This window comes from Brachybacterium sp. p3-SID1565 (assembly GCF_025143785.1).
Lineage (GTDB): Bacteria > Actinomycetota > Actinomycetes > Actinomycetales > Dermabacteraceae > Brachybacterium > Brachybacterium epidermidis.
The window spans coordinates 1-12,923 of record NZ_JAMBDS010000071.1 but is presented as its reverse complement, the minus strand read 5'-3'; the positions used below and the strand labels follow the sequence as shown (position 1 = coordinate 12,923).

At 70.3% G+C, this 12,923-nt stretch carries 13 protein-coding genes; 8 read left to right on the top strand and 5 right to left on the bottom strand.

What is annotated here, in order from left to right; genetic code table 11:
• Positions 1–95 precede the first annotated feature (95 nt).
• Positions 96–1,388, top strand: a complete 1,293-nt coding sequence (locus tag M4D54_RS12960) for a winged helix-turn-helix domain-containing protein (RefSeq protein WP_259891943.1) — start codon at positions 96–98, stop codon at positions 1,386–1,388.
• Positions 1,389–1,488: 100 nt separating this feature from the next.
• Complete coding sequence (gene secA, locus M4D54_RS12955; protein ID WP_259891942.1) at positions 1,489–4,536, top strand: preprotein translocase subunit SecA; 3,048 nt, start codon at positions 1,489–1,491, stop codon at positions 4,534–4,536.
• Between the two features lie 113 nt (positions 4,537–4,649).
• On the opposite strand, the gene M4D54_RS12950 is transcribed toward secA, so the two are convergent.
• Both M4D54_RS12950 and M4D54_RS12945 read right to left on the bottom strand, forming a co-directional pair.
• The gene (locus M4D54_RS12950; RefSeq protein ID WP_259792485.1) at positions 4,650–5,048 is read right to left on the bottom strand and encodes an Rv3235 family protein; all 399 of its coding nucleotides are present in this window, start codon (positions 5,046–5,048) and stop codon (positions 4,650–4,652) included.
• A complete protein-coding gene (locus tag M4D54_RS12945; RefSeq protein WP_259891941.1) occupies positions 5,045–5,986 on the bottom strand; it encodes a LysM peptidoglycan-binding domain-containing protein in 942 nt (313 codons plus the stop codon). The genes M4D54_RS12950 and M4D54_RS12945 overlap by 4 nt, the downstream gene beginning before the upstream one ends.
• A gap of 366 nt (positions 5,987–6,352) precedes the next feature.
• Here M4D54_RS12945 and M4D54_RS12940 point away from each other — a divergent pair, with 366 nt between their 5' ends.
• Positions 6,353–6,898 (top strand): hypothetical protein, encoded by a 546-nt coding sequence (locus M4D54_RS12940; RefSeq protein ID WP_193864701.1) that lies wholly within the window; start codon positions 6,353–6,355, stop codon positions 6,896–6,898.
• 8 nt (positions 6,899–6,906) lie between these two features.
• On the opposite strand, the gene M4D54_RS12935 is transcribed toward M4D54_RS12940, so the two are convergent.
• Positions 6,907–7,137, bottom strand: coding sequence for a helix-turn-helix domain-containing protein (locus M4D54_RS12935; protein WP_193864702.1), 231 nt, complete (start codon positions 7,135–7,137; stop codon positions 6,907–6,909).
• 265 nt (positions 7,138–7,402) lie between these two features.
• Between M4D54_RS12935 and M4D54_RS12930 the strand changes: the two genes are divergently transcribed.
• Genes M4D54_RS12930 through M4D54_RS12920 form a run of 3 tightly spaced genes read left to right on the top strand, consistent with a single transcriptional unit; the run spans position 7,403 to position 9,696 of the window.
• Positions 7,403–8,047 (top strand): SAF domain-containing protein, encoded by a 645-nt coding sequence (locus tag M4D54_RS12930; RefSeq protein ID WP_193864703.1) that lies wholly within the window; start codon positions 7,403–7,405, stop codon positions 8,045–8,047.
• Positions 8,044–9,237 (top strand): P-loop NTPase, encoded by a 1,194-nt coding sequence (locus M4D54_RS12925; protein ID WP_259891940.1) that lies wholly within the window; start codon positions 8,044–8,046, stop codon positions 9,235–9,237. Before M4D54_RS12930 ends, M4D54_RS12925 begins: the two co-directional genes overlap by 4 nt.
• Positions 9,238–9,252: 15 nt before the next feature.
• Entirely contained in the window at positions 9,253–9,696 is a 444-nt protein-coding gene (locus tag M4D54_RS12920) for a DUF6912 family protein (RefSeq protein ID WP_193864705.1), read from the top strand.
• Between the two features lie 4 nt (positions 9,697–9,700).
• Here the strand turns inward: M4D54_RS12920 and M4D54_RS12915 are convergent, their stop codons facing one another.
• The gene (locus tag M4D54_RS12915; RefSeq protein ID WP_193864706.1) at positions 9,701–10,204 is read right to left on the bottom strand and encodes a DUF2505 domain-containing protein; all 504 of its coding nucleotides are present in this window, start codon (positions 10,202–10,204) and stop codon (positions 9,701–9,703) included.
• 80 nt (positions 10,205–10,284) lie between these two features.
• On the opposite strand from M4D54_RS12915, the gene M4D54_RS12910 reads away from it, so the two are divergent.
• The gene (locus M4D54_RS12910) at positions 10,285–11,775 is read left to right on the top strand and encodes a sensor histidine kinase (protein WP_259891939.1); all 1,491 of its coding nucleotides are present in this window, start codon (positions 10,285–10,287) and stop codon (positions 11,773–11,775) included.
• A 135-nt stretch (positions 11,776–11,910) separates the two neighbouring features.
• Here the strand turns inward: M4D54_RS12910 and M4D54_RS12905 are convergent, their stop codons facing one another.
• Complete coding sequence (locus M4D54_RS12905) at positions 11,911–12,159, bottom strand: WhiB family transcriptional regulator (protein ID WP_031307255.1); 249 nt, start codon at positions 12,157–12,159, stop codon at positions 11,911–11,913.
• Positions 12,160–12,467: 308 nt separating this feature from the next.
• Between M4D54_RS12905 and M4D54_RS12900 the strand changes: the two genes are divergently transcribed.
• On the top strand, positions 12,468–12,890 hold the full coding sequence (locus M4D54_RS12900) for a hypothetical protein (RefSeq protein ID WP_193864708.1): 423 nt from the start codon (positions 12,468–12,470) through the stop codon (positions 12,888–12,890).
• Positions 12,891–12,923: the final 33 nt, after the last annotated feature.

The following is a 12,923-nucleotide window of genomic DNA, read 5'->3' as shown; positions in this document are numbered from 1 at the left end:
CCCCCCCCCCCCCCGCCTTCGCACGCACGCGGGCTCCTCCGCGTGGGAGGACATGACGGAGGCAGGCGCAGAACCAGGGACGGGACCCGGAGACGATGACGAGCACGAGGATCACCTGGACGCAGGCGCGTCGCATCGCGCTTCGAGCCCAGGGGATCGGTCGAGCCCGTCATGAGTCCATGCCCTCGCGGCGTGCCAGTCGCGCAGCGCTGGCCCGTACCCTCGCCCACACCCATCTGCTGCAGATCGACTCGGTGAGCGTCTTCGCCCGGGCCCACCACATGCCCGTGTTCACCCGCGCCGGAGCATGGGACGAGCATGTCCTGGACCGTGCCTCACGCCCGGGTCCCTCGCGCCTGGTCCACGAGGCGCTGGCGCACGAAGCAGCCTTCGTCACCGAGCAGGTGCACTCCCTGTTGGACTTCCGGCGCCGACGAGCGGCCGATCGCGACTGGGGTGCGGTGCGGCGCGCCGCCCAGGAGTCCCCTCACCTGCTGGAGAGCATCCTCGCGACCATCGAGGAGCACGGGCCGATCAGCGCTTCCGCCGTCTCCCGCCAGCTCGGTGACGAGCACCGCGGCGAGGGCTGGGGCTGGCGCCGCACCAGCAGCCAATGGGCCGTGGAGTACCTGTTCCGCTCGGGCCGGCTGGACTGCGTGGGCCGCACGCCCCAGTTCGAGCGCCTCTACCTCCCCGCGCAGCGACCCCCGAGCACCGCCATCGACCCCGAGGGCGGGCGGGACGATGCCGACGACGTGCGCACCCTGGTCGCCCTGGCGGCCCGTTCGCTGGGCATCGCCGACACCGGTGCCCTCGCCGACTACTTCCGCCTCGGCGTGGGCGAGGTTCGCCCGGTCGTCGCCGAGCTGCTGCGCACCGGGGTGCTCACGGAGGTCGAGGTCTCCCATCCTGCGGGCTCGCTGCCGATGCTCCTGCACCGGGATGCGCCACGGCCGGTGCCGGTGCGCGCCGCAGCGCTGGTGAGCCCCTTCGATCCGATCGTGTTCCACAGGCCGCGGCTGAAGGCGCTGTTCGACGTCGACTACCGCATCGGCATCTACACGCCCGCGGCCCGCCGCACCACCGGCTACTACTCCCTGCTGTTCCTGAAGGGCGACACGTTCCCCGCCCGCGTCGACCTCAAGGCCGATCGAGGACGGGGCGTGCTGGAGGTGCGCGGCACGTACCGGGAGCCGCTGCCGATGCTGCCGGAGCGGAACCGGCCCGCGGACGAGGCGGTGATGAGCGCGCTGGTTCCCGAGCTGCACCGGGCCGCTCGCTGGCGGGGGCTGCGACGCATCGAGGTGCGCACCGGGGCGGGCACCGGGAAGCTGTCGGACGCGCTCTTGGCTGCGCTCGGAACGAGTTCGGTACCGGTTCCGGAGTGAGGATCCGCTCGCCCCGTCACGTGCCTTGCGGGGTGACGCTTACGATGGGGCAGGCACGACCGGTCCGCCAGGACGATTCCAGACATCTACGGGAGCACGAGTGGTCAACCTCTTCGACAAGATCCTGCGTGCGGGCGAAGGACGTGAGCTTCGACGGCTCGAGACCATCGCACGCAAGGTGGGGGAGGCGGAGGACGTCTTCGCCGACCTGACCGCCGAGGAGCTGCGGGAGGAGACGGAGCACTTCCGGGAGCGCCTCGAGGACGGCGAGACCCTCGACGACATCCTGGTGGAGGCCTTCGCGGCCGTGCGCGAGGCGGCCAGCCGCACCCTCGGCCAGCGCCCCTACGACGTTCAGATCATGGGCGGTGCGGCGCTGCACCGCGGCCGCATCGCAGAGATGAAGACCGGTGAGGGCAAGACCCTGGTCGCCACGCTGCCCGCGTACCTCAACGCGCTGGCCGGCAAGGGCGTGCACATCGTCACGGTCAACGACTACCTTGCCACCTACCAGTCCGACCTGATGGGTCGCGTGTTCCGCGCACTGGGCCTGACCACCGGGGTGATCAAGTCCGGGATGACCCCCGCCGAGCGCCGCGAGCAGTACGCCGCCGACATCACCTACGGCACCAACAACGAGTTCGGCTTCGACTACCTGCGCGACAACATGGCGCTCGCGCCCGAGGACCGGGTGCAGCGCGGCCACTCCTTCGCGATCGTGGACGAGGTCGACTCGATCCTGATCGACGAGGCCCGCACCCCGCTGATCATCTCCGGGCCCGCCTCCGGTGACGTCAACAAGTGGTACAGCGAGTTCGCGAAGGTGGCCAAGGTGCTGCGCCGTGACCGCGACTACGAGGTCGATGAGAAGAAGCGCACCGTCGGTGTCCTCGAGTCCGGGATCGACGCGGTCGAGGACCATCTGGGCATCGAGAACCTCTACGAGTCGCTGAACACCCCGCTGATCGGGTTCCTCAACAACGCCATCAAGGCGAAGGAGCTGTTCAAGCGGGACAAGGACTACGTGATCCTCAACGGCGAGGTGCTGATCGTCGACGAGCACACCGGTCGCATCCTGGCCGGTCGTCGCTACAACGAGGGCATGCACCAGGCCATCGAGGCGAAGGAAGGGGTGAAGATCAAGGCCGAGAACCAGACCCTGGCCACCATCACCCTGCAGAACTACTTCAAGCTCTACGACAAGCTCTCCGGCATGACCGGCACGGCCGAGACCGAGGCCGCCGAGTTCATGAACACCTACAAGCTCGGGGTGGTGCCGATCCCCACCCACAAGCCGATGCTGCGCGAGGACCAGCCCGACCGGATCTACCGCACTGAGAAGGGCAAGTTCGACGCCGTCGTCGAGGACATCGTGGAACGGCACGACCGCGGTCAGCCGGTGCTGGTGGGCACCACCAGCGTGGAGAAGTCCGAGTACCTCTCCACCCTGCTGACCAAGCAGGGCGTCGCCCACGAGGTGCTCAACGCCAAGAACCACGCCAAGGAGGCCGCGATCATCGCGATGGCCGGCGCCAAGGGCGCGGTCACGGTGGCCACCAACATGGCAGGTCGCGGCACCGACATCATGCTGGGCGGGAACGTCGAGTTCATGGCCCACGCGGCACTGGCCGACCAGGGCCTGGACGCGGAGGAGGACCCGGAGGGCTACGAGGCCGCCTGGGATGACGCACTGGAGCGTGCCAAGGAGTCCGTGGCCGAGCAGCACGACGAGGTGGTCGAGCTCGGCGGCCTGTACGTACTGGGCACCGAGCGGCACGAGTCCCGTCGCATCGACAATCAGCTGCGCGGCCGCTCCGGCCGACAGGGCGACCCGGGCGAGTCCCGCTTCTACCTGTCGCTCCAGGACGATCTGATGCGCCTGTTCAACGCCGGTGCAGCGGAGTCGCTGCTGGCCAGGGGTGGGGTGGACGAGTCCGTGCCCATGTCGGGGCGCCTGGTCTCCGGGGCCATCGAGCGGGCACAGAACTCGATCGAGTCCCGCAACGCGGAGATCCGCAAGAACGTGCTGAAGTACGACGACGTGCTCACCAAGCAGCGCAAGAAGCTGTACGGCGAGCGGGCTCGGATCCTCGAGGGCGAGGACCTCGACGAGCACATCGAGCGGTTCATCCAGGAGGTGCTCGGCGGCATCGTGGATGCTCACACCAAGGGGCGCAACCCCGAGGACTTCGACCTGGATGAGCTGTGGGGCGCACTGCGGCCCGCCTACCCAGTGTCGATCACCGCCGAGGAGCTCATCGAGGATGTCGGCGGCAAGGAGAACCTCGGGGCCGATCTGCTCAAGGAGGAGATCCTGGCCGATGCGCGCCTGGCCTACGAGGCCCGTCGTGAGGAGCTGGGCGAGGCCGGCCTGCACCAGTTGCAGCGCCGCGTGCTGCTGTCGGTGATGGACCGTCGCTGGCGCGAGCACCTCTACGAGATGGACTACCTCAAGGAGGGCATCGGCCTGCGGGCGATGGCCCAGCGCGACCCGCTGGTGGAGTACGAGCGCGAGGGCCACCTGATGTTCAACGACATGGTCGCGGGCATCAAGGAGGACACGGTCGGCTACGTGTACAACCTGGAGGTCCAGGTCACCAAGGCCGAGCCGGTCGTGCCCAAGGCGGTCAGCGACCTGCTGAAGTCCACCTCGGCGATGAGCGGGGCTCTCGCAGCCACGTCCGGGGCTCCCACCGGGGCGAGCGCAGCAGAGCCCGGCGACGACAGCACGGACGAGGGAGCCAGGGGAGAGTCGGAGACCCCGGGCGCGGACGTGGATGCCGGGGAGCCCGGCGGGACCTCAGGAGTCCTCGACTCCCCGGAGGATGCGACCGAGGCACAGGAATCGAAGAGCTCCGCACCGAGTGGAGCCTCGTCCGAGGACGACGTCGAGGAGGCTTCCGTATCCGTGAAGGAGGAAGAGCGGGTCGTACTGCACGCCAAGGGCTTGGACGACGGCCCGAGCGCTCGCGAGCTGCGCTACACCTCGGCCGAGGGCACCGGTGTGCAGGACGAGTCCTCGCTCTCGCGCGCTCAGCGTCGCAAGCTTGCTCGCCAGAGCAAGCGAACGGCGGCCAAGGGTGAGCAGGGCGGTGCTCGCAGGGACCGGGACAAGCCCGGCCGTGAGGACCGCGGTACGCGATCCTGACCAGCGCCGCTGCTGACGACCGGCTCCAGGCAGCAGCTCGCCCACGGGTGCGGGCGAAGGGTGCAGCTCGCCCACGGGTGCGGGCGAAGGGTGCAGCCTGCCCGGGGTGTGCGTCAGCCCACCTCGAGCACGGTCACCCGCCAGCCGCTGTGCCGCAGCTCCCACCGCATCGCGAGGAAGCGCGAACGGTCCGGGTCGCGCAGCACGCAGCTGGCCTCGACGGTGCGCTCGTTCACCACGCAGGTGCGAACCCCGCTGACCGCGATCCGCTGCGCGGGGGCGTAGCCGGTGGTCGCGCGGAGCCGACGGGTCAGAGCGGCCCTGCGGGAGAGCATCGTTGCCACCTCAGGGGTGACGATCCGAGCCAACGCGTTCTCCGGCCGCATGTCACGGATGATCTCCACCGCACACCGTGCCACGGGAGCGACCATCCTCTCTGCCGTGCGCGGATCGCTCAGCGGGATCTGCTGCTCCGTGGCGGCGGTGGCCGGACGCTGATCGGTGGTGGTCATGGCTTCTCCTGGACGGTGAGATGTGCGGGGATGAGGAGCTCCTGGCCGGGCACGAGATGGTCCGGGTCCGGGCCGATCCGGTCACGATTGGCGTCGTAGATCGCCGGCCAAGCGCCCGCGATCTCGACGGCCGGATCAGGGTCCGGTCCGAGCAGCTGATCGGTGATGCTCCACAGGGTGTCGCCCGGCTGGACGACAACGGTGATGACGGTGCCCGTGGGCGTCTTTGATGGTCGGATCCCCTCGGCGGGGGCATCGTGCTGAGCAACGGGAGGCTGAGCGCTCGGTGCATCGGCACTGGGGGAGCCGCCCCCCTGCGGGTCCTGCTGCCCCCAGCCCAGGGGCGGGAGCTCACCGGGATCCTCGGCCGCGGAATGCGGGGAGTGGTCCGGGGACTCCAGCGGCACCGGTGCTGCTGGGACTGTGGAGCCGAGCGTCGCGAGGGCGGCTCCCCGCTCCCGTGATGAGTGCTCGGCAGCCGCGCGGTCCGTCTCGACCGATGCTGGGGCCGGGGGATCGATGCCCAGGGAGTGGGAGGTCGTACCGGAGAGCGAGGCCTGGGCAGGCTGGTCGTCGAGGGAGACCGCTGTGGCTGGGCCCAGGATGAGCCCGGAGGTCGCGCCGGCGATCGCAGCGCCGATCGTGAGCCGCCGAGCGACACGTGGAGCGATCACACGCAGTGCGGCCACCAGTGCGCGGCCGGACCGGGAAGCAGGTCCGAGGACGAGGGCTGCTGCCACCAGGGTCCACACCACCACGAGGTAGGCGCACAGCACGACGCCCACGGAGGCGAGTGCGATCAGCACCCAGGCCAGCAGGGCGGCCTCGGCGTGGCCCTCGAGCGCCTGGGGGAGCAGACCGCGTGCGAGCACCGAGAGCACGGCGAGTCCGGCAGCCGACAGCACCACCGCAGTCACTGCCGAGGCCGGGCGGGGCATGGCCTCGGCTGTGTCCAGCGGCCGTTGTGAGGCCACCGGTACGGAACCGGTGCGCGGTGTCGGATCCGGCGGTCGGTGTCGAGGTGGTGCTGCGGTGCCCATGGTTCCCCTGTCCCCTTCCGATCCGCGGTGGAGGCGAACACCCCCGCCGCGAGTCGGAATCGATCGTGTCGTTTGATGCAGTTTGGTGTTGGTCGAGCCGATAGACAGCAAGATAAGGAGATGTGGGCCAGCGCACAATGGGCCATAGGTGCCATGTGGACAACGGATCGCATGCGCTTGTGGCACGAAGGTGCCGGTCTCACGTCGCCGGTGGTACGAAAGTGCCGTCAGGTGCGTCGCGGCGGGGACCCTACAGTGGGCAGTATGCGCTTCGAGCGAATCTTCGATGACCTGGAGGGGCAGTTCGCCCACCATGAGCGCCAGGAGATGCGCGCCGTCTCCGAGGACCTCACCCGGGCCGAGCGCGCTCAGCTGACGCTGTACGACCGCCTGCGCGGCTCCGACGGAGCTGTGCTCACCCTCCACCTGGGGACGAGCACGCTAGTGCGCGGTGCGGTGGAGCTGGTGGGGGATGGATGGGTCGTCCTGCGGGAGGCGTCAAGGGCCGGGATGCTGCTGGTGCCCGTGCGCCGGATCGCACTGGTGGAGGGACTGCCCGGCAGGGCGCGACCAGGAAGGACGGAAGCCGTCCGGGAACTGCCCCTGGGGGCGCTGCTGCGGCGCATCGCCCGCGACCGCGCCACGGTGAGAGCGGAGACGGCCGCGGGAACGCTGGTGGGAAGGATCTCCGCCGTGGGTGCAGATGCGTTCGACCTGCAGACGATCCCGACCGGAGAGTCCAGTGCGGTCCCGGGATCCGGACGTGTGACCGTGGTTATCGACGCACTCACGGTGATGCGAATCGGGTGAGGCGGGGGTCAGAGCTGGCTGTGTCGCTCCCTGGCCCGCTCCTCCTCCAGATGGTTCTCCGTGGCGGCGTAGCTGCGTTCGATGTACGACTCGAGCTCGGTCATCTCCACACGCCACTGCCCTCGGCCGCCCACCTTGATGGCGCGCAGCTCACCGGACCTCACCAGGGCGTACGCCTGGGAGGCGGAGATCGAGAGCATCTCGGCGACATCAGACAGCGGCACGAAGCGAGGCTGCATCGGTGATTCCTCCCGGTGGAGACGGCACGACAGGGGGAAGGCTGTCATATTCCTGGATCGGTTGTCTGCGCCGTTGTGGACAGTGGCGTTCAGCTGTGGATGAACAGGCCCTCCAGCCTACCCAGTGAACCTTTGTCCACAGTGGGAGCCGCCGCCTGCCGGTCGCCGTCATCGCTGACGTACTCTCCCCGCAGGTCCCGACCGTCCGCTCCACCGATGGGTCGGGCGCCGGTGAGGAGTCCGCTCCGATCGACAGGAGGATGCCATGGGGGTGACCGCCCCGGTCATGAGGCTGCGCCGACCGCGATGGAAGGACCCGCGCCTGATCATCGGGATCGTCCTGGTGGTGGCCAGCGTGCTGATGGGTGCGCTGCTGGTCTCGCGGCTCTCGGCGACCACACCGGTCCTGGTCGCACGCGGCACCATCGTCCCCGGGGAGGAGATCGACCCGGATCAGCTCACCACTGTGGAACTGAGGTTGGGGGAGCAGGAGGCGATGTACGTCGGCTCCGTCGATGCGGTCCCCGAGGGTGCGGTCGCCACCCGCACGATCCAGGCGGGGGAGCTGCTCCCCGTCTCGGCGCTCGGCCAGGGTGCCGATGTCCCGCTGCGTCCCGTGGTGATCCCCGTCGACGCCACCGTGGCCGAATCCGTGGTGCCCGGAGCTGAGGTCGAGCTCTGGCACACGCGCCCCTCGGACGTGCAGGACGCCTCCGGCCAGGGCGCCGAACTGCTGGTCTCCGATGCGGTGGTGCGCCGCGTCGACGAGGGCAGCTCCCTGGGGATGCGATCGATGGCGGTCGAGGTCCTGGTCCCCAAGGACCAGGTCGGGCCGCTGCTGGAGGTCCTCGCCCGGGGTGAGCGCCTGGACGTGATCGGTGTTCCGGGCACCCACGGGATCGCGCCGTGATCGACGTCGTCCTGTGCGCCTCGGGCAGCGATGAGGTGAGGATCGTGCACGACCTCGCTCACGACGCCGAGCACCGTGCTCGAGTGGTGCGTCGCTGCGCCGACCTGGCCGAGACCCTCGCGGTGGTCGCCGCCGGCGTCGGCGACGTGGTTCTCATCGATCTGTCCGTGCGGGGGCTGGGCAGGGACCCGCTGGCTGATCTGCTGCGCGGAGCCGCCGTGGTGGGTCTGCGCGGACCGGATGCGACTGACCGCACCGGGCTGGGCCTGCGCCATGTGATCGATGCCTCCGTGCCGGTGGAGCACATCCTGGCCATCATCGAGGAGGCGGTGAATGGCCCGGAGGACGGCGACCCGCAGCCGGACGAGCCCGCCGCGGCCGCGGACGCGGCAGCAGGTCGCCTGGTGGCGGTCTGGGGTCCCGGGGGCGCGCCAGGACGCTCAACGATGGCGGTCAACCTCGCCTCCGAGGCCGCCGCTGCAGGGCAGGAGGTGATCCTGGTGGATGCCGACACCTACGGGCCGAGCCTCTCCCAGCAGCTGGGAGTGCTCGACGAGACCCCCGGCATCGTCGCGGCGTGCCGCGCCCACGATCGCGACACCCTCGACGAGAGCACGCTCGAGTCCCTGCTGCCGTTGGTCCAGCCGCGGCTGCGGTTCCTCAGCGGCATCGGGGTGCCTGCCCGCTGGCCGGAGCTGAGCCGCGGTGGCCTGGACGGTGTGTGGGATGCGCTGCTGCGGCGCGGGAGCACGGTGGTGGTCGACGTGGCCGCTGTGCTCGAGGAGGACGAGGACCTCAGCTACGACACCGTGGCGCCCCAGCGCAACGCCGCCGCGATCTCCGCCCTGCAGCGGGCAGACGCGGTGGTCGCGGTGGTCACCGCGGATCCTGTGAGCATCACGAGACTTCTGCGCGACCACGAGAGGCTCCAGGAACTGGACGTCACCGAACTCCACGTGATCGTCAACCGGGTCGGGGCCCCCGTTCCCGGAGATCGGGTGCGGGATCTCATCGCCTCACGCATCCCCGTGGCGGCCCTCCACCTGCTGCCCGAGGAGACCACCACATGCCGCTCGGCATCCTGGGACGGGGCGCTGCTGGCCGAGGCCGCACCGCGCTCGGCGCTGCGCCGTGGCATCCGTGACATCGCCGTGCAGTCCGCACTGCTGCAGGCCCCGACGATCGAGTGATGGGAGAATCGCGCCATGCGCATCTACCTGCCTCTGGCGCCGGAGGACCGGCCCGCCCTGCTCGCCGCCCGCCGCGAGATCGACCTGCCCGCCGGGCGTGAGGCCTGGGCGGTCACCGCGGAGGCCCGCTCCGACCGCCCCGGCCAGGACATCGAGGACCTCGAGTACGACGCGATCCAGGACGCCGTCCACGTCGCGTTGCAGGCGTCGGCACCCGCCTCACGCGCACTGGTGATCGCGGCGGATGTCACCGATCAGGCCGTCGAGCCCCACACTGCGAGCGGGGGTGCCTACGGGGTGCGGCTGCGCACCGGTGCCCGCGCAATCATCGCGAGCTTCCACGTGACCGAGCAGGATGCCCGGACCGCGGAGCAGGACGACACCGATCCCGCACTGCTGTGGTTCGACTCCTCCGAGGGGCCCGGGGCGCTGGTGCACGTGGACCGCCCCGGGGCGTGACCTCTCAGACCCGCCGCTCCCGGTAGGTCGCTGCCGCCTTCTGCTCGACCTCCAGCATCGAGGAGATGTACGGCAGTGCCGCCTTCTCCAGCCGCCCGCCGATCAGCGGCACCTTGGCCGTCAGGTCCCCGTCGATGTCCAGGGTGCAGGAATCGTCCCCGGCAGGGATCAGCTTGACGGCCGCCTCGATGCCCGCAGGCATGCCGGCCACCTCGAGGCGGTTGCGGCCGGTGCGGGAGCCGTCCCCGGCCGGAGCCGACCAGCTCTGCTCTTCGTGCACGGTGAGGCGGGAGCCGACGAAACGACGCGCCACCTCCGGGACTCGATCCGTGGGCAGCACCAGCTCGGTGCGCACGGTGAACGCGCCGGCGGGATCGCCGTCCACGGAGGAGGTGGCGTCGTTGGCGCCGAGTGCGTCCCGGCGGATCTCCGCATAGGCCGGATCGGCATACATCGCGGCGGCCTCGTTAGCGGACAGGGGCAGGGTCAGCGTCTCGTGGACTCTCATCGTCTTCCTTCCGAGGGGATACCCGCTCAGCCTATGCCAGCCCGGACAGGGGCCCGGGCCTGCGCCCCTATCCTTGATCCATGGCCAGCCTCTCCAAGTACGTCGCCGACTCCGCCGGGTTCACCGAGAAGGGGGCTGAGTGGCTCCAGCACTTGGTCGGGGACTGGAACCTCGTCTCGGACCTGCTGCGGGCCGATCTGGTGCTGTGGGTCCAGCGCGAGGGGAAGCCGATGGCGGTGGCGCACTGCCGCCCGGCCACCGGTTCCACCGTCTACTACGAGGACCCCGTCGGCATCGTGCTGGAGAAGGGCGAGGCGCCGGAGATCTCGCAGCTGCTCGGGGGAGCAGAGCCAACCCGCACGGCGCACAGCATCCGCCGAGAGGGGCGCGAGGCCCGCGGTCTCGTGGTACCGGTGCGCAAGAACGGCATCACGCTGGCGGCGCTCGCCGTGGAGTCCCCGGCGCAGAACGGTGCCCCGTCGGACAGCGGGGTGAAGCAGGAGCAGCTGGGCATGCGCCTGCTGCGCATGCTCGAACAGGGCGCGTTCCCCATCGAGGGCGCACCGATCCCGCCGCGGCGCGGTGCACCGCGCGTGGGCGACGGCGTGGTGGAGCTCGACGACCAGGGAGTCGTGCAGTGGGCCTCGCCCAACGCCCTGTCGGCGTTCCACCGCTTCGGCATCGAGGGGGACATGGCCGGCACCACGCTGGCGGAGCTCTCCACCGGGGTGCTGCAGAGCCGTGTCCCGGTGGACGAGTCCTTGCCGCTGGTGCTGATGGGTCGGGCCGCCTGGCGCTCCGACATGCAGGCCAGGGGAGGCACCTTGTCGCTGCGGGCCGTGCCGTTGACCGAGAACGGCCGGCGGATCGGTGCGGTGATCCTGGTGCGGGACGTGACCGAGCTGAGGCGGCGGGAACGCGAGCTGATCACCAAGGACGCCACCATCCGTGAGGTGCACCATCGGGTGAAGAACAACCTGCAGACGGTCGCGGCCCTGCTGCGCCTGCAGTCCCGGCGGATGAAGAGCGATGAGGCCCGCGAGGCGCTCACCGAGGCGATGCGTCGCGTGTCCACCATCGCCCTGGTCCACGAGGCTCTGCTGCAGGGCTCCCAGGAGGCCGTGTACTTCGACGAGGTGATCGACCGCTGCCTGCGCCTGGCCGTGGACGCGGCCAGCGCCTCGGTGCATCGCGCGGGCACCCCGCGCCTGACCGATTCCCAGGTGGAGGTGCGCACGGAGAAGATCGGACGGGCAGGCTCCATCCGCGCGGAGGAGGCTACGCCCCTGGCCCTGGTGGTGACGGAGCTGGCGACCAACGCCGTCGAGCACGGGCTCTCGGAGACCGGCGGAACGCTCACCGTGCGCAGTGCCCGCACCGGTTCGCACCTGGTCATCGACATCGAGGACGACGGCGTCGGCATGGGATCGTCCAAGCCGAGCGGGCTGGGCACGAACATCGCCCAGACCCTGGTGCAGGGGCAGCTGGGCGGCACCCTCACCTGGCACGACCGCCCCGAGGGCGGCACCCGTGCATCGATCGAGGTGTACCTCGACCCGATCAGCACCTGATCCGGAGCGCAAAGGCTCCGCCCCCGTCAGTGCGCCAGACGAGCACGAGCGTGGCCGACGGGTACGCAGCACATCCGATGGGTGCTCCGGGCACCCATGCGCGGTCAGCCCGCGCGGTGCGGCACCCCTGCGCGATCAGCCCGCGCGACGGGCGCGAGCGTTGCGGCGCTTGAGGGAGCGGCGCTCATCCTCGGACAGACCGCCCCAGACACCCGAGTCCTGCCCCGTCTCGAGGGCGAACTTCAGGCACGCGGTCATGACGTCGCACTTCTGACACACCGCCTTGGCCTCCTGGATCTGCGTGATCGCCGGTCCGGTGTTCCCGATCGGGAAGAACAGCTCGGGATCATGGTTGAGGCACTCGGCACGGTGGCGCCAGTCCATCGTCACTCTCTCTTTCCTGAACGTCCCGCACCACCTCGGAGGGTGAGGCGCGACGGGGGTCGTCCTGGGCGGGACGGTCTCGGTCTCAGGGCCCCGCTCCCGCGGGGACGAGGCCCGGAGGGAGGCCCCGGGACCCTTCGCGGAAATGGGCCGTAACCCATTGTCTGGCGCGGCTGACCTGGCTACAAGGGTCTTCTCGCTCCAGCTGGGTGGCACTTCCCACACGGTAGGGACTTGATCCGGAACGCCCGATCGTCCAGCCCGGTGCGAGTGGGCCGCGCCTGCCCGTTGCCCGTTACAGTTCCTCCATGCCCTCCACCCCTCGCCCCGGGAGCCCGACCCCGGAGACCCAGGACGATCCGCGTCCCCAGATCCGCCCTGCAGCGGCTCTGGTGCTGGCGCTCGAGGCGCTGATGATCGCAGCGGCGGCCACCGCGTTCTTCTGGCTGTCCGGTACCGCAGGCGCGAGACCTGGGCTGATGATCGCCCTGGGGGTGTTCCTGCTGGTGTTCACCCTGGGGGCCGCGATCGCTGCTCGCTCCGTGCTGCTGCGGGGCCGGTTCGGGCTGGGCTACGGGATCACCTGGCAGCTGTTCCAGGCGCTGGTGGGTGCCAGCCTGCTGCGCGGCGGACTGTACTGGCAGGGAGCCCTCGCACTGGTGCTCGCGGTGGCGGGTTTCCTCCTGCTGCTGCAGCTGGTGCGCTCCACCCCGCTGCCGCGGCAGGACTGAGTCCCGTAGGACCGCTCCCGCTCCGCCGCTTAT

Coding starts and splice junctions, on each gene's coding strand:
- M4D54_RS12960 (WP_259891943.1), top strand. CDS start 96: ATGACGAGCACGAGGATCACCTGGACGCAGGCGCGTCGCATCGCGCTT.
- M4D54_RS12950 (WP_259792485.1), bottom strand. CDS start 5,048: ATGACCACCACCGATCAGCGTCCGGCCACCGCCGCCACGGAGCAGCAG.
- M4D54_RS12945 (WP_259891941.1), bottom strand. CDS start 5,986: ATGCCCCGCCCGGCCTCGGCAGTGACTGCGGTGGTGCTGTCGGCTGCC.
- M4D54_RS12940 (WP_193864701.1), top strand. CDS start 6,353: ATGCGCTTCGAGCGAATCTTCGATGACCTGGAGGGGCAGTTCGCCCAC.
- M4D54_RS12935 (WP_193864702.1), bottom strand. CDS start 7,137: ATGCAGCCTCGCTTCGTGCCGCTGTCTGATGTCGCCGAGATGCTCTCG.
- M4D54_RS12930 (WP_193864703.1), top strand. CDS start 7,403: ATGGGGGTGACCGCCCCGGTCATGAGGCTGCGCCGACCGCGATGGAAG.
- M4D54_RS12920 (WP_193864705.1), top strand. CDS start 9,253: ATGCGCATCTACCTGCCTCTGGCGCCGGAGGACCGGCCCGCCCTGCTC.
- M4D54_RS12915 (WP_193864706.1), bottom strand. CDS start 10,204: ATGAGAGTCCACGAGACGCTGACCCTGCCCCTGTCCGCTAACGAGGCC.
- M4D54_RS12910 (WP_259891939.1), top strand. CDS start 10,285: ATGGCCAGCCTCTCCAAGTACGTCGCCGACTCCGCCGGGTTCACCGAG.
- M4D54_RS12905 (WP_031307255.1), bottom strand. CDS start 12,159: ATGGACTGGCGCCACCGTGCCGAGTGCCTCAACCATGATCCCGAGCTG.
- M4D54_RS12900 (WP_193864708.1), top strand. CDS start 12,468: ATGCCCTCCACCCCTCGCCCCGGGAGCCCGACCCCGGAGACCCAGGAC.